A 21977-nucleotide genomic window follows, 5' to 3' on the forward strand; every position below is an offset into this window, starting at 1 on the left:
TCCGGGATGAATGGCGCACTTCCTGCCGTTACCGCACTCTGAATTTGTCACACCACCATCGGCAGGCCGCTCTCGGGATGGTGGATCACCTGTGCCGGATAGTCATAGAGACGGGCGATGAGCTCAGGGGTGAGCACCTCGGCAGGTGTGCCATCGGCCATCAGCTTGCCCCGCTCCAGCATCACCAGCCGATCGGCATAGCGCGCCGCCAGATTGAGGTCGTGCAGCACCACCAGCACAGCTGTATTGCGGCTGGCCAGGGCGCGCGCCATGGTGAGCAGCTGATGCTGGTATTTCAGATCCAGCGCCGAGGTGGGTTCGTCGAGCAGCAGCAGGCGGGGTTGCTCGGCTTGCTCGGTCGGGGAGGGGGCCTGCCAGATCTGCGCCAGCACCCGGGCAAACTGCACCCGCTGCCGCTCGCCGCCAGAGAGCCCGGGATAGAGCCGTTTGGCCAGATGCTCGACCCCGGCATGGGTCATGGCCGCCGCCACTATCTCGTCACGCCGCGCCGCCGGTTCACTGTGGGGCAAGCGCCCCATGGCGACTACTTCCTCGCAGAGAAAGGGGAAGTTGAGGGATGAGCTTTGCGGCAATACCCCGAGCCGGTGGGCAAGCTGGCTGCTGTCCCACTGCTGGCGATCCGCGCCAAACAGGGTGATGGAGCCTTCATATTCCAGCTCGCCGGTCAGGCACTTGAGCAGCGAGCTCTTGCCCGCCCCGTTGGGGCCGAGCAGCGCGGTCAGGGTGCCGCTCTCGAGGTCGAGATTGAACCCATCCAGGATCTGGCGCTGGCCACGGCGCAGGCTGAGTCGGGTACAGCTCAACAGGGGGGAGGAGAGTGAGGATGAGAGTGGTTGCATAACAGTCCGTATCACAGGGCGCGGCGGCCTTTTACCAGCAGCCAGATGAAGAAGGGGGCGCCGAGCAGGGCGGTGATGATGCCCACCGGCAGTTCGGCCGGGGCCAGCAGGGTGCGCGCCAGCATGTCGGCCGCGAGCAGCAGGGCGGCGCCAAGCAGGGCCGAGAGCGGCAGCAACCTGACATGGTTGGGGCCTGCCAGCAGGCGCACCAGATGGGGCACCACCAGCCCGACGAAGCCGATCATCCCCGATACCGCCACCGCCACCCCGACGCCCGCGGCGGTGAGCAGAATCAGACGACGTTTGAGGGATTGCACATTGACCCCCAGATGACGAGCCTCCCCTTCACCCAGCAGCAGGGCATTGAGGGGATTGGCATCGCGCATAAAGAGCCACAGCAGGGCCGCCAGGGTGAGCAGGGCCAGCGCCACATCGGCCGGTTTGCCTGCCGCCAGCGTTCCCATCTGCCACAGGCTCAGGTTGCGCAGCATCTGATCGTCCGCCAGATAGGTGAGCAGGCCGATCACCGCGCCGGAGAGCGCCGTGATGGCGACCCCGGCCAGCAGCATGACGGTGACCGAGGTGCCGCCCTCACGGGTGCCGAGCAGATAAACCAGGGTGGTGGTGAGCGCGCCGCCGAGAAAGGCGAGCAGCGGCAGCAGACCAACCCCTATGGTGGCTTGCAGCTGCTGGCCGAGGGGGGCCAGCAGCACGATGGCGAGCGCCGCACCGAGTGCCGCACCGCCGGAGACACCTATGATGCCGGGGTCAGCCAGAGGGTTGCGAAACAGCCCCTGCATCACGGCGCCACAGAGCCCGAGGATCCCCCCCACTGCGATGCAGAGCAGGGTTCTCGGCAGGCGAATTTCCTGCACGATCAGCAGCTTGTGTGACTCAATCCCGCTCTCCTGCCCGGCAAACAGCGCCCGCAGACTCTCGCCCAGGGTGAGGGTCATGGGGCCGGTTGCCAGCGAACCGAGCAGCAACAGTGCCAGTGCGGCCGTGGTGAAGGCCAGCAGCCAGGAGAGGGGTAACCGCATCATGACCCCTGCTTGATCCACTGGGCGATCTGGTTCGCCTGTTGCAGGGAGTTGAGGCTCAGGCCCCCTTGCAGGGCGTGGCCGTCGATGGCGTGAATGGCGTTGCGCTTGCCAGCCGGGGTGGCGGCCAGGGCGGGCACTTCTGCCAGAACCTTGGCCGGATCGGCATATTGCTGCCAGTCACGACCGCTGATCAGTACCAGATCGGGCTGCATCTCGATGAGGGATTCGGCGGATACCGGCTTGTAGTTGCGCAACTCGGCGACCGGATTGATGCCGCCTGCCAGCGAGATCAGCGCGCTGGCGGTGGTGTCCCCTCCGGCGATGCTGGTGGGTTGCCCCTTGTGCAGCAGCAGGAAGGCGACCTTGAGCGGTTTGTTCTGTTTGGCTTGCGCTGCCAGCTGAGCGGTCTGGGCCAGGATCTCTGCCTTCAGGCGATCGCCAGCTGCTTTATCGCCCAGCAGGCTGGAGAGGGTGTCGATGCGCTGGTTGAGGTTGGCGAGAGTCGGCGCGGTATCCAGCACCTCCACCTTGACCCCGGCACGACGCAGCTGATCCAGGGTCGGGGCCGGGCCCATCTCGTCGCTGCCCACCAGTCGGGTGGGGGAGAGGCTCAGGATCCCTTCGGCGGCCAGCGCCCGGTGATAACCCACCTTGGGCAGCCCTTTTGGCAAGGAACTGCTGACATCGGTGGCGATCAGGCTCGATTCACCGCCAAGGGCCAGAATGAGTTCTGTGGTGGCCGGGCCGATACTGACGATACGCTCTTTCTGTCCGTCGGCGGCAACGGCAGAGAAGGGAGAGAGTGAACTGCAGAGCAGGGTGATGGCGAGGGCAAGACGACGGCCCATGCTAACCTCCGAAGGGGTGAATTAAACGGGTGTGCCGCCGAGAATATCAAGGCTTTGGAAAAAATGCACTGATAATGATAGCAATTATCAATTGCATTGGTTTCGGTGCTTTATTAGAGTAGCCGCCATGATAAACAGCGGGACAACATGGTCCCGCAGAGGGAGAAAACATGAGCATTGCACAACGCATTCACGCGCTGCTGGAGCAGGATCCCGGCGCTCATCCGTCCACCCTGGCGGCCCAGCTTGCCATCAGCGAATGGGAGGTGGTTCGCCATCTGCCCGCCGAGCTGGTGACCCTGCTGCCCGCCGATCGCGCACAAGGTCTGCTGGAAGATCTGGCCGACTGGGGCCCGGTGACCACCATCGTCGAATCAGAAGGTTCCATCTTCGAGGTCAAAGCCCCCTTCCCGAAAGGCAAGGACGCACGCGGCTACTACAACCTGATGGGCCGCGACGGTGAGCTGCATGGTCACCTCAAACTCGACAACGTGGCGGGGATTGCGCTGGTCAGCAAGCTGTTCATGGGCAAGGAGGGGCACTCCTTCCAGTTCTTCGGTCACTCCGGCCGCTGTATTTTCAAGGTCTATCTGGGTCGCGACGAGAAACGCCAGCTGCTGGCCGATCAGGTCACCCGTTTCATGGCGCTGCGCCACAACTCTCAAGAGGAAGTCAAAGCATGAGTGAACGTCAGGAGCGTCTGCAGAACCGCCTGCAACCGGAGATCCGCGAGTTTCGCGACAGCTGCCGTACCCTGCAGCTCGCCACCGTCGATGGCGAAGGCAATCCCAACGCCAGCTATGCCCCGTTCGTGCTGCAGGAAGATGGCTACTATGTGCTGATCTCCGAGATCGCCCGCCACGCCCGCAACCTGCAACAGGTGCCCCGGGTATCCCTGATGCTGATCGAGGATGAGAGCGGTGCCCGCGAGCTGTTTGCCCGCAAGCGCTTGACCTTCGATGCGGTGGCTGAAGTGGTGGCCCGAGACGACGCTCGCTGGAGCAAGGCGGTTGCAGCGCTGGAGGGACGTTTTGGCGAGATCATCAAGGGTCTCTCCAACCTCAAGGATTTCAAACTGTTCCGCCTCAAGCCGGAGCAGGGGCTGTTCGTCAAGGGCTTCGGCCAGGCGTTCGCAGTCTCCGGTGACGAGCTGGTGGATTTCGTCCATCTGGTGGAAGGGCACAAGCGCATCGATAACGGTGCCGAGCTCACCAGCCCGGCCGATGCGCCGGTCTGACGATCCCTGTCGACCACGACAGCCGTCATAACAAAACGGGCAGCCACTGGGCTGCCCGTTTTTATTGTGTTATCTCATCCGGCCTGTTCAATCCTGCCAGCTGGCCTTGTTGGGAAAAGCGCGACGATCGGCGTCGGTGGCCGTTTCGTTGCACTCCCCCCGCACCTTCCAGGAGGTCTGGCTCAGCACTATGTAGCCCTGGCGGCAATACTGCTTGGTCGCCAGGGTCTCGGTCAGCAGGTTCTCCTGCAACGCCTCTCGCTGTTCCAGCAGCCGCTGGCTCTGGGCTGCCGATAGGCCGCGCGGCAAGGTGTCGTTGGGCGCGGCTTCAAAGGTGAAGCGCTTGCTCCCCTCCTCGTTGATGTGGGTCAGAAACAGGGGCTCCGGCCCGTCATACTTCTGTCCGGGCAAGCTGGAGCAGGCCGACAGCAGGGGAACAATCAACAACAGGGTGGCAGACAACAGGCGCACGACAGACTCCAGTGAGAAACGAAGCGAGGCTCGCAGATTAGCACGGCTGCAGGGCGGGTGTTACTGCCAGCAGCTCGTCGGTGGTGAGCAGGGTCACACTGCGCCCCTCCGGTAGGCTGAGGTGGCGCCACATCCAGTGATGGTGTTCGGTGATCTGGGCCGCGCTCAGATGGGGGCGATCAGCGGTGGTGTGACCATCGCTCAACACCAGCACCTCGTACCCATGGGAGGCGGCACTGCGCACCGTGGTGTCGACGCAAAAATCGGTGGCACAGCCACAGAGAATGAGTCGATCGACCGGCTGCTCGGCCAGCAGGAAGGCGAGCTCGGTGTCGAGAAAGCTGTCACATGCCGTTTTGCGCACCCGGCTCTCTCCCTTGGCCGGTTGCAGCGCACTGTGCAACTGCCAACCCGGTGTGCCCGGTTCCAGTTCGGTACCGGGGGGCGAGTCATGCTGGATATAGATGACCCGTCCCTGTTGCTGCCTGACATGGGCCGCAGCCCGGTTGATATTGGCCAGCACCTGCTCCTGGCGGTAACGGGGCTCGTTGAACAAGCCTTGCTGCACATCGATGATCAGTAACACATCCATATTTTACCCGCCGTTTCCTGGAAGATTAGGGTTGCAGCCACTGGCTGCAGTCACGACTGCGGGATTGATGCAGCGCGCCCATATCTTGCTTCATCTCGTCACTGTTTTGCCAGCGCTTAGGCAGCGGCATGATGGTTACCTGCACATCGGCTGCGGGATCTGCAACAGAGGTCTCATTTGTACGGGGCACGACCAGCGCTACCTTGAGGGCAGGATTGCGGCTGGCGATGCGACTGGCGAGCCCAAGCCCCCCCTCGACGTGGAAATTGCCGGCGATATGCATGATCTGCTGGCCCGGGTGCTTGGCGAGATAATCCACCATGCTCTCGGCCATGGTGTCATCCCAGCTGGTTTGGGCGGCGAAGCGGCGGGCGTTGCTGTCGGCATCGCCGTGGTGCATGGAGGCCATAAATTTCTGTTTATAGGGATCATCCCCTAGCGTCAGTTGGCGGGCCAGCTGGCTGCGGCGCGACGCGGGCAGTTTGTCTAGCCACTCAGCCCCCTCCTGACCGACACAGCTCACCAGCGGCTTGGGGGCGTTGGCGGCGATCACCGGCATCTGGTGCGCTTTAGCAAACTCTACCAGCGGGCGGTAGTCGCTCGGATAGTTGGGCCAGGCGTTGCCTTCGCGGATCAAGGCCGCTTCACCAATCTGGTTCGCCAGATAGGCATCCAGCGTCTTCTGATCGGCGCGGCTTAACTGCTCCATGGAGAGGGCCAATGGCCGACCGTGCTGCTGACCTGCGGTGTAGAGCCCGCTCAGCAGGCGCGATTGCAACAGATGCACGGCGGGATGGCTGTGCAGCTCACCCACCAGAATGATGTCGGCGTCGGCAATGCGCGCGATTGCTTGCTCCAGCGTCAGGTCTGCTTCTCTTTCGCCGCTTAGCCGGTAGTCATAGAGCGTCTGCAACTGTGATGACTGGGTCGGTTGGGTGGGGGTGGCACAGGCTGCCAGTAGCAGCGGCAGGGCGAGCAGGGGAAGTCGTCTAATCATGGGATCTCACGGCTGATATGCCCGGATGCCGGTGCATCTCGGGGGGCTAATAGAGAATAAGGGCAACACAGGGCGACAGTGTAAAACCAATTTGGTTCAAAACAAATGAGAATGATTTCGTTTCTTGTTGATCTTTGTCGAGAGCCGGGTAATATGCGGCCTGTTTGATAACAGTTCTCAATAAGGATTCGCTGTGACCCATCATAACGCACTCTCTCTGGTTGCCCTCGCCGTGGCGGCTGGTCTCTCCTCCCAGGTCTTTGCTGCCACCCAGAAGGCGGATGAAGTCGTGGTCGTCAGCGGCTCACGGATGGAGCAAAAACTGGAAGATGTCTCCGGCCCCATCTCGGTGATCACCGCCAAGCAGATTGAAGAGCAGGTCGTCACCAACGTCGCCGACCTGTTTCGCTACGAACCCGGTGTGACCGTGCTCGGCGGTCAGGGGGATGCGCAGACCTTCATCATCCGCGGCATGGGTGAAAACCGGGTCAAGGTGGTGCGCGACGGTGTGCGCCAGAACGATGCCTACAGCAAGGGCGGGGTTGGCCAGAGCTACTTCGATACCGACATGATCAAGCAGGTAGAAGTGGCCAAGGGGCCGGCGTCTGCCGCCTACGGCTCCGATGCGCTGGGTGGCGTGATTGCCATCACCACCAAGGATGCCAGCGACTTCCTCAAGGGTAAGGATAGTTATCTGGATGTGACCAGCGGTTACGCCTCCAGCAGCCACCAGAAGATGGCGGGCTTTACCGGCGCCTTGCGCACTGGTGAAGTGGAGAACCTGCTGCGCTACACCTGGCGCGATGGCGGTGTGACCCAGAATTTCGACTCCACCAAAAACGACTTCGATATCGGTACCCACGCCCTGCTGCTCAAGAGCAAGTGGAATCTCTCCGATGAGCAGTTCCTCAAGCTGACCGTCGACTACCTGACCGATGGCGAGGAGCCGGATGCGGTCAAACTCAACAAGGTCGGTACCGGCACTGCCCGTGTCTTTGATCAGCCCATCACCGACAAGCAGACCGACAACCTCTCTGTGGTGCTGGATCACGGCATCGCGCTGAACCAAGGCTGGGCCGATCGGATGGATAGCAAGGTCTACTTCGCTCGCACCAAGCAGACACTGGATCAGTACGCCTCATCCAAGTATCCGGTCAGCCCCGGCAACCCCTATGTGACCAAAAACTCGCTGGATCACAACGTGTTCGATCAGAAGAACATCGGCGCCCAGCTGCAGTTCCACAAGGCGGTCGCCAACCACCGCCTGGCCTGGGGGGCTGAATACGAGCACACCGATAACGAACGTACCCGTTACAAGGGGCCGACGACTCCCGGTGATTTTGTCGGCTACAACGAGCTGAGCTTCCCGGCTACCACCAGCGAGCGCAGCGCCCTGTGGGCTTTTGACGAGATCAAGTTTGGCGAGCGCTGGGTACTGACCCCGGGTGCACGTTATGACTACTACCGGATGACCCCGGACAACGATCCGGCCTACACCGGCGACAAGCTGCACAAGTTCTCCGAAGGGGAGTTGTCACCCAAGCTGGGTCTGGTGTTCAAGGCCCACGAGGCGGCCAACCTGTTCGCCCAGTACAGCCACGGTTTCAAGGCCCCCATGTATGACAGCGCCTTCTCCACCCTGAACCATCAGGCGTACGGCTATCGCATCGAGCCCAACCCGAACCTCAATCCGGAGAGCAGCGACGGCATCGATCTCGGCGTACGTGGCAGCAGCAATGGCTTCAGCTATGAAGTAGCCAGCTTCTACAACAAGTTTGAAGACTTCATCGAGATGGTGGAAGTGGGCAAAGAGGGGCGCACCGCCGTCTACCAGTACCAGAACCTGAGCAAGGCGACCACCAAAGGGGTCGAAGCCAAGGCGGATTACTGGCTCAACGACATCGTCAATGTCTGGGGCAACCTTGCTTACATCGAAGGCAAGGATGGGGATGGCAACTACATCAACAGCCTGAGCCCGCTGAACGGCTCGGTCGGTGTGCGTCTGGAACAGGCCCAATGGAACTTCAACACAGCGCTGCGCTTTGCTGACGACATGGACAAAGTCCGTAAAGACAGCAAAGGCAACGATTACGTGAAGAGCGCCGGTTGGGGTGTGGTGGATATGTACGCCCAGTTCAACCCGATGAGCGATCTGCAGCTCAACGTCGGGGTCTTCAACCTGTTTGACAAGGAGTACACCAGCTACGAGCGCATCGCCGGTCGTGATGCAGGTTCCGACAACAGCCTGATGACCGAACCGGGTCGCAACCTGAGTGCACGGGTCAAATACGTATTCTAAAGAGCAAACAACAGACGCAGATGATCAAAGGGGCTTCGGCCCCTTTTTTGTCGCCGCCATGTTGTGACGATGGAGCAGAGCAAATGTTTGCCTAAAAAAGAAACCCGCCATGGGCGGGTGGAAGGATTGCAACACTAACCAGGAGGAGGTGTTACCAGGTAGACCCCACCTCTTCGGTAATAGTTCAATTTTATTGAATTTTTTTCGTTTTCTGCGCAGGGTTTCCATCGGGATCTGCGCGGGAGGATGGGTTATCATTCTGCTCCCGTCATCCGGTTGCAGAGGATCTATGCCCGCGTTTTCCTGGTTAGCGCTCTTTTTCGGCGCCTTCTATTTTGTCTACGGTGCTTACTTGCCGTTCTGGTCGCTCTGGCTGGAGGGGGTGGGCGTCAGCGCCGAGATGATTGGTCTCCTGCTGGGGGCGGGGATGGCGATCCGCTTTGCCGGCAACCTGATGGTGATGGGACAGATCAAGGGGGCGGGCCATCTGCTGCCGGTGACCCGATTGCTCTCCCTGCTCAGTCTGCTGGCGTTTCTCGGCTTCTACCTCAGTCATAACCTCTGGTGGCTGGTGGGCTTGACCCTGCTGGCGAACTTTATCTATCCGACCCTGATGCCGGTAGGTGAGGCGCTGGCGACCCGCATGGTGGTGCAGGCGCACCTCGATTACGGCAAGGTGCGGCTGTGCGGCTCCTTTGCCTTTATCGTCGCCTCTACCCTGGTGGGGGCGCTGGTGGGCAACTTCGGTAGTGACTGGATTTTGCACACCATGGTGGCGGGGCTGGCGCTGATGCTGCTGCTCAGCTGGCTGCCGCTTTATCCGGCGCCACAGGATAGTCAGGGCGAGCGGGCCAAAGCATCCTTGCTGGCAACCCTGCGCAGCGCACCGGTGCGCCGTTTCCTGCTGCTGACAGCTCTGCTGCAGGGGAGCCACGCCGCCTATTACGGTTTCAGCGCCATCTACTGGAAGGCGCAAGGGTATAGCGGCACCATCATCGGCTATCTCTGGGCGCTCGGGGTGGTGGCCGAGATCTGCATGTTCGCCGCCGACAAGCGTTTCTTGCAGCGCTTTGGCGCCCAGAGTCTCTTTATCGCCGGTGCCATCGGTTGTGTGGTGCGTTGGGTATTGCTGGGTGCCTCGACCGAGTTGTGGGTGCTGGTGCTGGGGCAGCTGCTCCACTCGGTGACGTTTGGCATGAGTCATCTCGGGGCTGTGCGTTTTATGACTCGCCAGCTGCCCGCCGAGCAGTTGATCCCGACTCAGGCGCTCTATGCGGCCCTTGGCCTCGGCATGACGGTGGCGGCCCTGATGGCACTTTGCGGCGTGCTGTTCGAGCCTCTCGGCGGCGGCATCTTCTTCCTGATGGTGCTGGTGGTCTTGCCGGTGTTCTTCCTGCGGCTACGCCCCTTTGCGCCGTCTGCGCAGGAGAGGGCTCCGGCCTGATATTTGTCTATTTGAATCATCACCTAACAAAAGGGAGAGCCACGGCTCTCCCTTTTTCGTTACTGCGGTTTGTGGCGCTACTGCTGCTCGCCAAGATAGAGGCGGCTGAGACGGCGCCAGGTATCCGAGCCGATGGTGCCGGCAAGCAGCTCATTGGATGCAGCATCAAAGCGGCCATCCGGCAGCCAGCCCAGTTGGGGCAGCAGTTGCGCCATCGTCACATCATTGTGCTGCAGCTCCCGCTCCAGCGCTTCCCAGAAGGCGCTCCCCTTGACGTAAAAGAGCGGGTAGTAGGAGCGATCGCCCGCCAGCACCTCGCGAGCCGCCCGATAGAGGCCACTCTCGCGATGGGGCAGCTGTTTGCCCCGCTCGGCCAGCTCGTTGACTGCCGTGACCTGATGCAGCCGAAAGCGGCGCAACGCCTTGATGGCGAGGTACTCGGCGAGGCTCTCGTTGACCCAGGTGGGTTGTGGAGCAGAGTGGCGAGCGCTGAGGATATGCACCGCCTCGTGGGCCAAGGTGCGCAGCAGGCGCAAGGGGGCCTGTGGTGTCGGTTTGCCAGCCTCGGTGGGGTAGTTGGCGACAAACACCTGATCCCCGGCGGCTCCGCCAAGGGAGTGGGTTGCCACATCTCGCCCGAGCCACACCAGTTGCCACGGGTGAGTGGGAGGGGTCACATCAAGCTGAAAGGCCAGATAGTCGATGATCTCATTCAGTTGTTGCTGCAAGGCCAGCAGATCGAGTTGGTTGGCGGTCTCGTCATGGCTCAGCACCAGCCGCGGATCCGGTTTGGTGACGGACACAGTTTGCAGACCAAATGGCAGGATCAGCGGCGGCTGATTGACATCCGGCAGCGGTTGGCAGCTGCCATCCGGCAGACAGACCTCCCCTTGGTGGTTCCCCATCTGGCGCACAAAGTTACCCCATTCGGTCAATAGCCACTGGTTGGGAGCGAACAGAAGCGACTGTTGGGCCGAGGCATCAGCACCCTCTGCCGGAGCCGGTGTGAGCGTGATCTGCCAGCCGATCTCCTTGCAGGAGAAGGGCTGGTTGAGGGCAACCGGCTGGTTGTTTGCAAGGCAGACCAGCGCGGGGGAAACCGGCGTGGCATTGCCCGGCAACTGGCGGGCGGGGAGCAGGGTAAAAGGGGGCTTGCCCTGCACGGTGAGGCGCACTTGCAGCACATTGGCGCTGGCGCCCTGCTCGATAAGGTAGCGGGGGCCGTTCGCGTCATTGCTAGCGCAGGCCCACAGCGGCAGCAGCCACAGGGCAAACAGGGTGATATGACGACTCATAAGAGGGTTAGCGCTCCTGCTCGTAGCCCAGCAGATCGCCGGGCTGACATTTGAGTTCACGGCAGATGGCCTCCAGGGTGGAGAAGCGCACCGCCTTGGCGTGGCCATTCTTGAGGATCGAGAGGTTGGCCTCGGTGATGTCGATGCGCTGGGCCAGCTCGCGGGCGGTCATCTTGCGCTCGGCCAGCAGGGCATCGAGTCGGATGATAATGGGCATAGGATCCTCACACCGTCAGTTGCTGTTCATCGGCCAGCAGTTTGGCCTCGCGCATGACCAGTGCCAGCGCCAGTACGATCAGTCCCGCCAGCAGTACCCGGAAATCTGAGGTACTCAGCGTTATGGTACCGAGTACTTCCGGGCCTCTCATGGTGAGGACGGTATCCAGCAAGGGGGTCAGGATCAATTCGACCAGGAAGGTTGTACAGAGCAGCAGTCCGATCTGCCGGTAGCGGCGGATCTGCTCGAAGGTGAAGAGCAGACCGGCGCGGTAGCCGCGAAACAGCTGACGCAGTTGCCAGAGCATCATCATAAAGACCAGATCCGGCAACAGCTGCACCAGGGTGCCGAGCAGCCGGGTGGAGAAGTGAAGGGGATAGTCGGCAGGATTGATGCCGGGGCGGCTCAAGATGGTGTTGAGCTTCTCCTGCAGAAAATCGGCACCACCGAAGGGGGTCCACACCTCCAGCAAGGTGATCAAAGGGGTCGCCAGCAGTGCCAGCAGTAGCAGCCATTCGATCAGCATGCTCGAGCGTTCGAGTTTGTTGGAGATCATCTCATTCCTCACTGTGATGGTTTTATCTGAAAGGTAAAGTTTATCGTTTATCAATATTCACACTGGTGATGTTTATTGTTTTACGATATGCAGTCAAGATAAAACTTATTGAAAAACGATAATTTCAATCTGTCCGAAGGGGATGACTTTTGGCTGCAGCCTCTCTAGACTGGCGAGGCTGTATACAAAAACTCAACATGGACAAGGAGTTATCGATGCACCAGGGATGGCTGCTGATCGGATTGTCGCTCACCTATCTGGGGCTGCTGTTTCTGATCGCCTTCGTGGCAGACAAGCACAAACGGCACCGTCTCAAGGGGCAACCGCTGCTCTACAGCCTGTCGCTGGCGGTCTACTGCACCTCCTGGACCTTCTTCGGCACCGTGGGGCAGGCGAGTGAATCCCCCTGGTCACCAGTACCCATCTACCTTGGCCCCATGCTGGTCTTTCTGTTTGGCTGGCGGCTGCTGGCTCGCCTTATTCTGGTGGCCAAGCGTGAGCACATCACCTCCATCGCCGACTTTATCGCTGCTCGTTACGGTAAATCCCAGCGGCTCGCCATGGTGATCGCCCTCATCGCCATCATGGGGATCCTCCCCTATCTGGTGTTGCAGCTCAAAGCCATCGTCACCGGGCTGGATCTGCTGATGGTCAACAGCGGCGGCATCAGCCCGACCAGCAATACCAGCGAGCTGGCGCTCGGGGTCACCCTGCTGCTGGCGCTGTTCAGCATCCTGTTCGGCACCCGCCATCTCGATGCCACCGAGCACCACAGGGGGATGGTGGTGGCCATCGCTTTCGAGTCGGTGGTCAAATTGCTGGCCTTTATCGCGGTGGGGGGCTTCGCCCTCTGGCTGATCCTGAGCAAACCGGGCGAGGCTCACGAGCAGGTGACCCGTGACTTCTTTGCACAGGTGGTGGCGGTGAGCCCCGGCAACCTGCTGGAGCTTGCCATCTACACGGTGCTGGCGATGTGCGCCGTCATCTGCCTGCCGCGCCAGTTTCATGTGACTGTGGTGGAGAACAATCAGGGGCAGGATCTGCACTGGGCGCGCTGGATCTTCCCGCTCTACCTGTTCGTGATGGGGCTCTTTATCTGGCCGCTGGCACTGGCGGGCAAACAGTGGGTGGGGGCTGACATGGCCTCCGATACCTATGTGATCAGTTTGCCGATGGCCCTCGGGTTCGATGGCATGGCGATGCTGGCGTTTCTCGGCGGCACCTCGGCGGCCACCGGCATGGTGATCGTCTGCACCATCGCATTGGCGATCATGGTGAGCAATGATCTGGTGCTGCCGGTGCTGCTGCGCCGCTTCTGGCGGCAGGGGCGTGACGAGCGGCTGGTGCGGCTGCTGTTGCAGGTGCGCCGTGGCGCCATCCTGCTGATCTTGCTGGCGGCCTGGGGGCTCTACCTCTGGCTCGGCGATCTCACCAGCTTGTCGCGCATCGGCTATCTCTCTTTTGGCGCGGTGGCTCAGTTTGCGCCAGCCCTGCTGCTCGGCCTCTACTGGCGTCACGGCAATCGCAAGGGGGTATATCTTGGGTTGAGCCTCGGGGTGAGCCTCTGGTTCGTGACCCTGCTGGTGGAGAGCGGGCTGCTGGCCGGCTCACCGCTGGCCGAACTGCTGGCACCGCCGGACTGGCCCGCATTTCGCGAGCTGAGTCTCGGAGCCTGGTGCATCTTCCTGAGCCTGCTCTTCAACCTGCTCGGTTATGTGGCGGGCTCGCTGCTGTCGCGCCCTGCGGTGAGCGAGCGGCTGCAGGCGGCCAACTTTGTCGGCAAGCCGAGCCGCGATACTGCCGCCCTCTATCAGGCACGGGTCTCGGTCAAGGAGCTGGAGATGCTGGCGGCCCGCTTCGTCGGCTCAAGCCGGGTCAAGCGCGCCTTTGGTCGCTTCGCCGGTGAGCGGGGCGGCACCCTGGCGCCCCAGATGCAGGCCTCGGCCGAGCTGATTGCCCATACCGAGCGGCTGCTGGCGGGGGTGTTTGGTACCTCGTCAGCGCGGCTGGTGCTCGCCTCTGCCCTGCAGGGACGAAACATGCAGCTCGAGGAGATCGCCACCATAGTCGATGAGGCCTCCGACGTGTTTCGCTTCAACCGAGGCTTGTTGCAGGGGGCGATCGAGCATATCGGGCAGGGGATTTCGGTGGTGGACAGGGAGCTTCGGCTGGTGGCCTGGAACCGCCGTTACATCGAGCTGTTCCACTATCCGCCGGGGCTTATTCAGGCAGGGCGTCCCATCGAGGAGATCATCCGCTACAACGCCCAGCAGGGGCTCTGTGGTCCCGGCGATATCGAGGATCACGTGGCGCGGCGCGTTGCCTTTATGAAACGCGGCAGCGCCCATATCTCGGCGCGGGAGCGCCCGGATGGGCGGGTGATCGAGATGCAGGGCAACCCCATGCCCGCCGGCGGTTTTGTCATGACCTTTACCGACATTACCCCGTTTCGCGATGCGGAGCGGGTGCTGCGCGAAGCGAACGAACATCTGGAGGCACGGGTGGCCGAGCGTACCCGTGAGCTCTCCGAACTCAACCGCCAGCTGCTGCTGGTGAACCAGCAGGTGGAGCGGGCCAATCAATCCAAGAGCCGTTTTCTGGCGGCGGTCAGCCACGATCTGACCCAGCCCCTCAATGCCGCCAAGCTGTTTACCTCCTCCCTGCTGGAGATGTTGCCCGATGCTGGCGAGCAGGCCCGCATCGCCCGCCATATCGATGATGCGCTGGGGGCGACCGAGGATCTCATCACCGATCTGCTCGATATCTCGCGGCTCGAAGCGGGCAAGTTCAAGGCCAAGAAGCTCGACTTCGCCCTGCGCGATCTGCTCGACAACCTCAAGGCGGAGTTTGGCGTGCTGGCCCAGGCGGGGGGGATTCACTTCTCGGTGGTGGAGAGCAAGCACGCGGTGCACAGCGATGTGCGGCTGCTGCGCCGGGTGCTGCAGAACTTCCTCACCAATGCGTTTCGCTACAACCCGGGCGGCCGGGTGCTGCTCGGTTGCCGCCGGATGGGGGAGAAGATCCGCATCGAGGTATGGGACAACGGCCCCGGCATCCCGCAAGACAAGCAGGAGGCTATTTTTGACGAGTTCTCCCGTCTCGATCACTCCCGTACCGCCAAGGAGCAGGGGCTGGGTCTGGGGCTCGCCATCGCCCGCGGCATCTCGCTGGTGCTCGGTCATCAGCTCACATTACAAAGCTGGCCGGGCAAGGGGTCGGTCTTTGCGGTGACCCTCAATCTGGTAACCCGGCCGGTCACGGCCCATCATCTGGCGGCGCCGGTGGTGCGTGACAGCCAGCTGGAAGGTGTAGCCGTGCTCTGTATCGACAACGAGCGGGACATTCTGACCGCCATGAGCACCCTGCTCGGCCGTTGGGGCTGCGAGGTCCGCTGCGCCGTCGATCTGGCCGAAGCCGAGGCGCTGGTGGCTGACGGGTTTGTGCCGAGACTGGTGCTCTCCGACTACCACCTCGACGATGGTAAGACCGGGTTGGAGGCGCTCGCTGCCCTGCAACGGGTGTGTGGCGACGAGCTGGGAGGCATCATCATCAGCGCTGATCGCAAGAGCGAGTTGCAGGCGCAGATCCGCGAGCGGGGGTATGGCTACATCAGCAAACCGGTCAAACCGCTCAAACTGCGGGCCCTGATGAACAGCCTGCTGCTGCGCTAGCCGCATCCGGGGCGGCTAGCCGTGAACCGGCTCACAAAACCGTAGAATGATCCTGTGGCCCGTGGTCATGGATGAATGTCGAAAACAGAGATTTATTGGCGAAGATATCGTCATCTTCTTGCGTAATGGCTGCCAGTTACTCTTTTGGATTGCCACTGTCGGTGAACGCCGACAGTGGCAGACCGGATTGGCTCACTCTATAGTCGGGATGCGATTTTTTGCATCGCAAATGAAGTAACCGAAGGGCAAACCGATCGCAAGATCGGGACGCAAAGCTTCCGGTCCAGGGATGAGCCGTACTTGAGATAGCGGGGCCACCACAGGTTGTTGTGCACCTTTGCCAAGAGGCCGCACTGCCGTCTGCGTTACCTGTCAGGGCGTAGCCCTTTTCGTTGCCAACATAACGAAATAGGGAAATATAAAAATGCTAAGTCCAAAGCCTACCATGCTGGCCCTTGCGGTCGGTCTGTGCTGCGCCTCGTCCGCTTATGCTGCGGCGCCCGGCAAGCCGACCATCGGATGGGGCCCCACCAAGTTTTCCATCGTTGAAGTCGATCAGGCGGCTACTGCCTACAACAATCTGGTCAAGGTAAAGGATGCCGCCGATGTGGAGGTGAACTGGAACCTCTGGAGCGGCGATCTGGGCCAGAGTGCCAAGGTGCTGCTCAATGGTCAGGAGGTGTGGTCCGGCCCCTCGGCCGCGGCGGGCAGCGCCAAATTCAAGGTGAAGAAAGGGGGGCGCTACCAGATGCAGGTGGCGCTGTGCAACGCCGATGGCTGTACCCTCTCTGATGCCAAGGAGATCGTGGTTGCCGATACCGACGGCAGCCATCTGGCGCCACTTAAGGCGCCGCTGCAGGAGAACAACAAGCCCTACGCCAACAAGTCCGGCAAGGTGGTGGGGACTTACTATGTGGAGTGGGGGGTCTATGGCCGCAAGTTTACGGTGGACAAGATCCCGGCCCAGAACCTGACCCATATCCTCTATGGTTTCACCCCCATCTGCGGCGGGGATGGCCTCAACGACAGCCTCAAGGAGATCGAAGGGAGCTTCCAGGCGCTGCAGCGGGCGTGCGCAGGCCGGGCCGACTTCAAGGTGGCGATGCACGATCCCTGGGCCGCCATCCAGATGCCGCAAGGCAACCTCACAGCCCATGACGAGCCCTACAAGGGCAACTTTGGCGCCCTGATGGCGCTCAAGCAGGCCTATCCGAACCTCAAGATCCTCCCCTCGGTCGGCGGCTGGACCCTCTCCGATCCCTTCTACTTCCTCGGTGACAAAACCAAGCGCGATGTGTTTGTCGGCTCGGTGAAAGAGTTCCTGCAGACCTGGAAGTTCTTCGACGGTGTGGATATCGACTGGGAGTACCCGGGCGGACAGGGTGCCAACCCGAAACTGGGCAGCCCGAGTGATGGTGCCACCTACGTGGCCCTGATGAAGGAGCTGCGGGCCATGCTCGACGAGCTGGAGGCCGAGACTGGTCGCCAGTATGAGCTCACCTCGGCCATCGGGGCGGGGGGGGACAAGATCCAGGATGTGGACTACAAGGCGGCCCAGCCCTACATGGACCACATCTTCATGATGACCTACGACTACAACGGTGCCTGGAGCAACACCGAGCTGGGCCACCAGACCAACCTCTATGCAGCGAGCTGGGATCCCGATACCAAGTACACCACCGACAAGGCGGTGAATCAGCTGCTGGCGCAGGGGGTTGAACCGGGCAAGCTGGTGGTCGGGGCCGCCATGTATGGCCGTGGCTGGACTGGGGTGAGCGGTTATCAGGGCAACAACCCCTTCACCGGCAAGGCGACCGGCAAGGTGAAAGGCACCTGGGAGGACGGAGTGGTGGATTACCGCGACATCGTCAACAACCGGATGGGGGCGGGCTGGGAGAAGGGCTATGACGAGGTGGCCGAGGCGCCCTATCTGTTCAAGGCGGCGACCGGCGACCTCATCACCTATGACAACGAGCGCTCGGTCAAGGCCAAGGGGCAGTATGTGCTGGCCAACAAGCTCGGTGGCCTCTTCTCCTGGGAGATCGATGCCGACAACGGCGACATCCTCAATGCCATGCACGAGGGTCTGGGTCACGGCGAGGGAACCACTCCACCAGCCAACAAGCCGCCGGTGGCCAACGCGGGCAGTGACCTCAAGGTGACCGGCCCGACCGAGGTGACGCTGGATGGGTCGGCCTCCCACGATCCGGAAAACAGCGCCCTCACCTATAGCTGGAAGCAGATCTCCGGGCCGCAGGCTGCCCTGCTTGATACCACTCAGGCCAAGGCCCGTGTTGTACTCGATGCCGTGTCCGCCGACATCAATCTGGTGTTCGAGCTGACGGTGACCGATGATCAGCAGTTGAGTGCCAAGGATCAGGTGGTGGTGACCAACAAGGCGCCGCAGGCCAATCTGGCGCCGGTGGTGAGTCTACCTGCCACGGCCTCTGTGGAGGCGGGCAAGCAGGTGACCATCAAGGCGACCGCCTCTGATCCGAGCGGTGATCCGTTGACTTATCAGTGGAGTGTGCCGGCAGGCATCACCGCAACGGGTCAGAACAGCGCCACTCTGGTGGTCACCGGCCCGAGCGTCACCATCGACACCGGCTATGACCTGAGCGTCACCGTCTCTGACGGCGGGCTGGATGCCAGCGCGGCAACCCGTCTGACGGTCAAACCGGCCAGCAGCGGCGGTGGTTGCACGGCGACCGATCCGGATGCGGCCAACTGGCCAGTCTGGAAAGCGGCCAGCACCTATAACAGCGGCGACAAGGTGAGCCACAACCAGCTGGTGTGGCAGGCCAAGTACTGGACCCAGGGCAACGAGCCGAGCCGCACCGCGGATCAGTGGCTGCTGGTGAGCAAGGTGCAACTGGGTTGGGATGCCAATGTGGCCTACAACGGTGGCGAGCTCACCACCCATAACGGCCGTCAGTGGAAGGCGCAGTACTGGACCAAGGGCAATGAGCCCGGCAAACACGACGTCTGGCAGGATGTGGGGGCCGCCAGCTGTAAATAAGCATTGAATGGTGGCGGGGCATGCCGGTCATGCCCTGTTTTTTCTCCCCGCTTCGCCACATTCTGGCGGGTCTGCCAATCGGTTTCCCCACCCAGCTTCTCTTTTGTGTCTGCAAAGCAGCCCTTCCGGGCTAGTGATTAATGCTCTCCCCGATAGCTGGCATCTGTGCCACACGTTGCCCTTTGCCAGCCATTGAGGCTGTTGATAAGCCAGATCATCCCGGCCAGTGGCAAGGCATAAATCGTCAAACGAACAAATTTGTCGTATCTGGATAACCGGGTGCGTGAGGGCAGTTCGCTGGGCATGAAGACACCTGCTGGCCATGCAAAGCGGCGATTATAAATTCATTAGTTGCGATACAGATGGGTCTTTTGTCGCGTATTGTTCTTACTCATTGATTTTTCTCAATTTGGTGTGATGCAGATCAAAAAAATGGTGTGAGGTATCTGGTTGGAGGTGATGAGATTATGTCTGCATATCCGGCTGTTTTTTAAGCATTAATTTCTTGAAAGTGGGTAATTGTCGGAGTTGGTAACCGGTGGGCGGACAATGGTCCGATTTGCTTACTTATCAGAATTACCCTACAGTCAATCGGCGATTATTTATCGCCAGAAATAACGTTGTGACAAGGGCAAACCGATTGAAAAGTCGGGACGCAAAGCTTCCGGTCTAAGGGTCAAGACGACCTAGGATAGCGGGGCCACCACAGTAGAATGCAGGCTGCCTTTGCCAAGGGGTGGCCGTTTTTGTGTCACCTGTCGTGTTGCGTTGCCCTTTCGTTTTTCCAATAACGAAAAGGAAAGCAATATGCTAAGTCCAAAACCCGCGCTGCTGGCCATGATGGTCGGCACCCTGCTCGCCTCCTCCGCCGCTTATGCGGCAGCTCCCGGCAAACCCGCTATCGGTTGGGGCCCCACCAAGTTTGCTATCGTCGAAGTCAGCCAGTCCGCGACCGCTTATAACGAGCTGGTCAAGGTGAAGGATGGCGCCGATGTGACCGTCACCTGGAATCTCTGGAACGGCGATATTGGCCAGAGTGCCAAGGTGCTGCTGGATGGCAAGGAAGTCTGGTCCGGTCCCTCTTCCGCCGCTGGCGCTGCCACCTTCAAGGTGAACAAGGGGGGCCGCTACCAGATGCAGGTGGCCCTCTGCAATGCCGACGGCTGCACCCTCTCAGACAAGAAGGAGATCGTGGTCGCCGATACCGATGGCAGCCACCTTGCACCGCTCAAGGCTGCGCTGCAGGAGAACAACAAGCCCTACGCCAACAAGTCAGGCAAGGTGGTGGGGACTTACTATGTGGAGTGGGGTGTCTATGGTCGCAAGTTCACTGTAGACAAGCTGCCGGCGCAGAACCTGACCCATATCCTCTATGGCTTCACCCCGATCTGTGGCGGGGATGGGCTCAATGACAGCCTCAAGGAGATCGAGAACGGCAACAGCTTCCAGGCGCTGCAACGGGCCTGTGCCGGTCGCGCCGATTTCAAGGTGGCGATCCATGATCCCTGGGCTGCGGTCCAGATGCCACAAAGCGGTCTGACCGCTCACGATGAACCCTACAAGGGCAACTTCGGTGCCCTGATGGCGCTCAAGCAGGCCCAGCCTGATCTCAAGATCCTCCCCTCCATCGGGGGCTGGACCCTCTCCGATCCCTTCTTCTTCATGGATGACAAGGCCAAGCGTGACGTGTTCGTCGCCTCGGTCAAAGAGTTCCTGCAGACTTGGAAGTTCTTCGACGGTGTCGATATCGACTATGAGTTCCCGGGTGGCGATGGCGCCAACCCCAATCTGGGGGACAAGACCAAAGATGGTGAAACCTATGTGCTGATCATGAAGGATCTGCGCGCCATGCTCGACGAGCTGGAGGCCGAGACCGGTCGCACCTATCAGCTCACCTCCGCCATCGGTGCCGGTTACGACAAGATTGAGGATGTGGATTACAAGGCTGCCCAGCAGTACATGGACCACCTCTTCGTGATGAGTTACGACTACAACGGCGCCTGGAGCAATACCTCCCTGGGTCATCAGGCCAACCTCTATCAGGCCACCAACGGCTCGGCCAACAAGCGCTACAACACTGATGCAGCGGTGCAGCAACTGCTGGCGCAGGGGGTCGACTCCGAGAAGCTGGTGATCGGTGCCGCCGCCTACGGTCGCGGCTGGAAAGGGGTGAGCGGATATCAGGGCAACGATCCCTTCACCGGCACCGCCACCGGCAAGATCAAGGGCACCTGGGAAGATGGCGTGCTGGATTATCGCCACATCGTCAACAGCCATATGGGCGCAGGCTGGGAGTACAACTACGACGAGACTGCCGAAGCGGCGACCCTGTTCAAGCCCTCCACCGGCGAGCTGATCACCTATGACGACGAGCGCTCGGTCAAGGCGAAAGGCCAATACGTGCTGGCCAACAAGCTGGGCGGGCTCTTCTCCTGGGAGATCGATGCCGACAACGGCGACATCCTTAACGCCATGCATGAAGGTCTCGGTCACGGTGAAGGGGTCACCCCACCAGCCAACAAGCCGCCGGTTGCCAATGCGGGCAGCGATCTGAGTGTCACCGGCCCGACCGAGGTGACGCTGAACGGCTCCGCCTCCCACGACCCGGAAAATGGCACCCTCACCTATAGCTGGAAGCAGGTCTCCGGCCCGCAGGCCGCTCTGCTTGATGTCACTCAGGCCAAGGCCCGGGTTGTACTCGATGCCGTGTCCGCCGACATCAATCTGGTGTTCGAGCTGACGGTGACCGATGACCATCAACTGACCGCCAGGGATCAGGTAGTGGTGACCAACAAGGCGCCGCAGCCCAACCTGCCTCCGGTGGTCACTCTGCCCGCCAGCGTCAAGGTGGAAGAGGGCAAGCAAGTTACCATCACCGCCAAGGCATCCGACCCCAACGACGACGAGCTGATCTACCAGTGGCAAGTGCCTGCCGGTATCACGGCGACCGGCCAGAACAGCGCCACCCTGGTGGTCACCGGCCCGGCGGTGGATACCGAAACCGGTTATGACCTCTCTGTGACCGTCTCCGATGGCGCACTCGATGCCAACGCGGCCACCCGTCTCACCGTCACGCCGATCAACGAAGGCGGTGAGGGGGGCTCTTGCAACACCACAGATCCGGAAGCGGCCAACGTTCCCGCATGGCAGGCCAGCAAGGTCTACAACGGCGGTGACAAGGTGAGCCACAACCAGCTGGTATGGCAGGCCAAGTACTGGACTCAGGGTAATGAGCCGAGCCGCGCCGCTGATCAGTGGGCGCTGGTGAGTCAGGTTGATCTGGGTTGGAACGCTGCCGTTGCCTACAACGGCGGGGATCTCACCAACCACAACGGCCGTCAGTGGAAGGCCAAGTGGTGGACTCAAGGCAATGAGCCGGGCAAGCACGATGTCTGGCTGGATATCGGGGCAGCAAGCTGTAACTGAGG

General features: G+C 61.2%; 16 protein-coding genes and 2 riboswitches. Of the genes, 7 read left to right on the forward strand and 9 right to left on the reverse strand.

Annotated features, from left to right (window positions below; genetic code table 11):
* Window positions 1–47: 47 nt before the first annotated feature.
* Genes I6L49_RS20330 through I6L49_RS20340 form a run of 3 tightly spaced genes read right to left on the reverse strand, consistent with a single transcriptional unit; the run spans window position 48 to window position 2751 of the window.
* Window positions 48–860, reverse strand: coding sequence for a heme ABC transporter ATP-binding protein (locus I6L49_RS20330; protein WP_216950248.1), 813 nt, complete (start codon window positions 858–860; stop codon window positions 48–50).
* Between the two features lie 11 nt (window positions 861–871).
* On the reverse strand, window positions 872–1903 hold the full coding sequence (locus I6L49_RS20335) for an iron ABC transporter permease (RefSeq protein WP_005335261.1): 1032 nt from the start codon (window positions 1901–1903) through the stop codon (window positions 872–874).
* The gene (locus I6L49_RS20340) at window positions 1900–2751 is read right to left on the reverse strand and encodes a hemin ABC transporter substrate-binding protein (protein WP_216950249.1); all 852 of its coding nucleotides are present in this window, start codon (window positions 2749–2751) and stop codon (window positions 1900–1902) included. The genes I6L49_RS20335 and I6L49_RS20340 overlap by 4 nt, the downstream gene beginning before the upstream one ends.
* 170 nt (window positions 2752–2921) lie before the next feature.
* Here I6L49_RS20340 and hutX point away from each other — a divergent pair, with 170 nt between their 5' ends.
* Window positions 2922–3434 carry a heme utilization cystosolic carrier protein HutX gene (gene hutX, locus I6L49_RS20345; RefSeq protein WP_005362516.1) on the forward strand — a complete coding sequence of 171 codons (513 nt, stop codon included), beginning with the start codon at window positions 2922–2924 and terminating at the stop codon, window positions 3432–3434.
* Window positions 3431–3988 (forward strand): heme utilization protein HutZ, encoded by a 558-nt coding sequence (hutZ, locus tag I6L49_RS20350; protein WP_005335257.1) that lies wholly within the window; start codon window positions 3431–3433, stop codon window positions 3986–3988. The genes hutX and hutZ overlap by 4 nt, the downstream gene beginning before the upstream one ends.
* A gap of 87 nt (window positions 3989–4075) precedes the next feature.
* Here hutZ and I6L49_RS20355 read toward each other — a convergent pair whose 3' ends face one another.
* From I6L49_RS20355 to I6L49_RS20365, 3 genes are read right to left on the reverse strand one after another with little or no spacing between them, the layout of a single operon-like run.
* A complete protein-coding gene (locus I6L49_RS20355) occupies window positions 4076–4459 on the reverse strand; it encodes a hypothetical protein (protein WP_005335256.1) in 384 nt (127 codons plus the stop codon).
* Window positions 4460–4496: 37 nt separating this feature from the next.
* Complete coding sequence (locus I6L49_RS20360; protein ID WP_005348211.1) at window positions 4497–5051, reverse strand: cysteine hydrolase family protein; 555 nt, start codon at window positions 5049–5051, stop codon at window positions 4497–4499.
* A gap of 25 nt (window positions 5052–5076) precedes the next feature.
* A complete protein-coding gene (locus I6L49_RS20365; RefSeq protein ID WP_216950250.1) occupies window positions 5077–6048 on the reverse strand; it encodes a ChaN family lipoprotein in 972 nt (323 codons plus the stop codon).
* 193 nt (window positions 6049–6241) lie between these two features.
* Here I6L49_RS20365 and I6L49_RS20370 point away from each other — a divergent pair, with 193 nt between their 5' ends.
* Together I6L49_RS20370 and I6L49_RS20375 are read left to right on the forward strand one after the other, a co-directional pair.
* The gene (locus I6L49_RS20370) at window positions 6242–8347 is read left to right on the forward strand and encodes a TonB-dependent hemoglobin/transferrin/lactoferrin family receptor (protein ID WP_204383991.1); all 2106 of its coding nucleotides are present in this window, start codon (window positions 6242–6244) and stop codon (window positions 8345–8347) included.
* A 289-nt stretch (window positions 8348–8636) separates the two neighbouring features.
* Window positions 8637–9791, forward strand: coding sequence for a 3-phenylpropionate MFS transporter (locus I6L49_RS20375; protein WP_139436754.1), 1155 nt, complete (start codon window positions 8637–8639; stop codon window positions 9789–9791).
* A 77-nt stretch (window positions 9792–9868) separates the two neighbouring features.
* On the opposite strand, the gene I6L49_RS20380 is transcribed toward I6L49_RS20375, so the two are convergent.
* The 3 genes from I6L49_RS20380 to I6L49_RS20390 are packed head-to-tail and all read right to left on the reverse strand — an operon-like array spanning window position 9869 to window position 11859.
* A complete protein-coding gene (locus tag I6L49_RS20380) occupies window positions 9869–11086 on the reverse strand; it encodes a hypothetical protein (protein WP_216950251.1) in 1218 nt (405 codons plus the stop codon).
* A 7-nt stretch (window positions 11087–11093) separates the two neighbouring features.
* The gene (locus tag I6L49_RS20385; RefSeq protein ID WP_005335250.1) at window positions 11094–11303 is read right to left on the reverse strand and encodes a helix-turn-helix transcriptional regulator; all 210 of its coding nucleotides are present in this window, start codon (window positions 11301–11303) and stop codon (window positions 11094–11096) included.
* A 7-nt stretch (window positions 11304–11310) separates the two neighbouring features.
* Window positions 11311–11859 (reverse strand): DUF2975 domain-containing protein, encoded by a 549-nt coding sequence (locus I6L49_RS20390; protein WP_216950252.1) that lies wholly within the window; start codon window positions 11857–11859, stop codon window positions 11311–11313.
* Between the two features lie 215 nt (window positions 11860–12074).
* Here I6L49_RS20390 and I6L49_RS20395 point away from each other — a divergent pair, with 215 nt between their 5' ends.
* The 3 genes from I6L49_RS20395 to I6L49_RS20405 all read left to right on the forward strand — a co-directional run bounded on the left by I6L49_RS20395 (window position 12075) and on the right by I6L49_RS20405 (window position 21975).
* Window positions 12075–15530 (forward strand): PAS domain-containing hybrid sensor histidine kinase/response regulator, encoded by a 3456-nt coding sequence (locus I6L49_RS20395; RefSeq protein WP_216950253.1) that lies wholly within the window; start codon window positions 12075–12077, stop codon window positions 15528–15530.
* 234 nt (window positions 15531–15764) lie between these two features.
* A riboswitch (cyclic di-GMP riboswitch) is annotated at window positions 15765–15852 on the forward strand.
* Between the two features lie 102 nt (window positions 15853–15954).
* The gene (locus I6L49_RS20400; protein WP_216950254.1) at window positions 15955–18549 is read left to right on the forward strand and encodes a glycosyl hydrolase family 18 protein; all 2595 of its coding nucleotides are present in this window, start codon (window positions 15955–15957) and stop codon (window positions 18547–18549) included.
* 620 nt (window positions 18550–19169) lie between these two features.
* Window positions 19170–19257: riboswitch (cyclic di-GMP riboswitch) on the forward strand.
* 99 nt (window positions 19258–19356) lie between these two features.
* Window positions 19357–21975, forward strand: coding sequence for a glycosyl hydrolase family 18 protein (locus I6L49_RS20405; RefSeq protein WP_216950255.1), 2619 nt, complete (start codon window positions 19357–19359; stop codon window positions 21973–21975).
* Window positions 21976–21977 lie beyond the last annotated feature (2 nt).

It is taken from the genome of Aeromonas sp. FDAARGOS 1419 (genome assembly GCF_019047045.1).
Lineage (GTDB): Bacteria > Pseudomonadota > Gammaproteobacteria > Enterobacterales > Aeromonadaceae > Aeromonas > Aeromonas veronii.

Bases quoted from the DNA above. Each gene is read 5' to 3' on its own strand.
- I6L49_RS20405 (WP_216950255.1), top strand. From the start codon at position 19,357: ATGCTAAGTCCAAAACCCGCGCTGCTGGCCATGATGGTCGGCACCCTG.
- I6L49_RS20335 (WP_005335261.1), bottom strand. From the start codon at position 1,903: ATGATGCGGTTACCCCTCTCCTGGCTGCTGGCCTTCACCACGGCCGCA.
- hutZ (WP_005335257.1), top strand. From the start codon at position 3,431: ATGAGTGAACGTCAGGAGCGTCTGCAGAACCGCCTGCAACCGGAGATC.
- I6L49_RS20395 (WP_216950253.1), top strand. From the start codon at position 12,075: ATGCACCAGGGATGGCTGCTGATCGGATTGTCGCTCACCTATCTGGGG.
- I6L49_RS20340 (WP_216950249.1), bottom strand. From the start codon at position 2,751: ATGGGCCGTCGTCTTGCCCTCGCCATCACCCTGCTCTGCAGTTCACTC.
- I6L49_RS20360 (WP_005348211.1), bottom strand. From the start codon at position 5,051: ATGGATGTGTTACTGATCATCGATGTGCAGCAAGGCTTGTTCAACGAG.
- I6L49_RS20380 (WP_216950251.1), bottom strand. From the start codon at position 11,086: ATGAGTCGTCATATCACCCTGTTTGCCCTGTGGCTGCTGCCGCTGTGG.
- I6L49_RS20330 (WP_216950248.1), bottom strand. From the start codon at position 860: ATGCAACCACTCTCATCCTCACTCTCCTCCCCCCTGTTGAGCTGTACC.
- I6L49_RS20400 (WP_216950254.1), top strand. From the start codon at position 15,955: ATGCTAAGTCCAAAGCCTACCATGCTGGCCCTTGCGGTCGGTCTGTGC.
- I6L49_RS20375 (WP_139436754.1), top strand. From the start codon at position 8,637: ATGCCCGCGTTTTCCTGGTTAGCGCTCTTTTTCGGCGCCTTCTATTTT.
- hutX (WP_005362516.1), top strand. From the start codon at position 2,922: ATGAGCATTGCACAACGCATTCACGCGCTGCTGGAGCAGGATCCCGGC.
- I6L49_RS20365 (WP_216950250.1), bottom strand. From the start codon at position 6,048: ATGATTAGACGACTTCCCCTGCTCGCCCTGCCGCTGCTACTGGCAGCC.
- I6L49_RS20385 (WP_005335250.1), bottom strand. From the start codon at position 11,303: ATGCCCATTATCATCCGACTCGATGCCCTGCTGGCCGAGCGCAAGATG.
- I6L49_RS20390 (WP_216950252.1), bottom strand. From the start codon at position 11,859: ATGATCTCCAACAAACTCGAACGCTCGAGCATGCTGATCGAATGGCTG.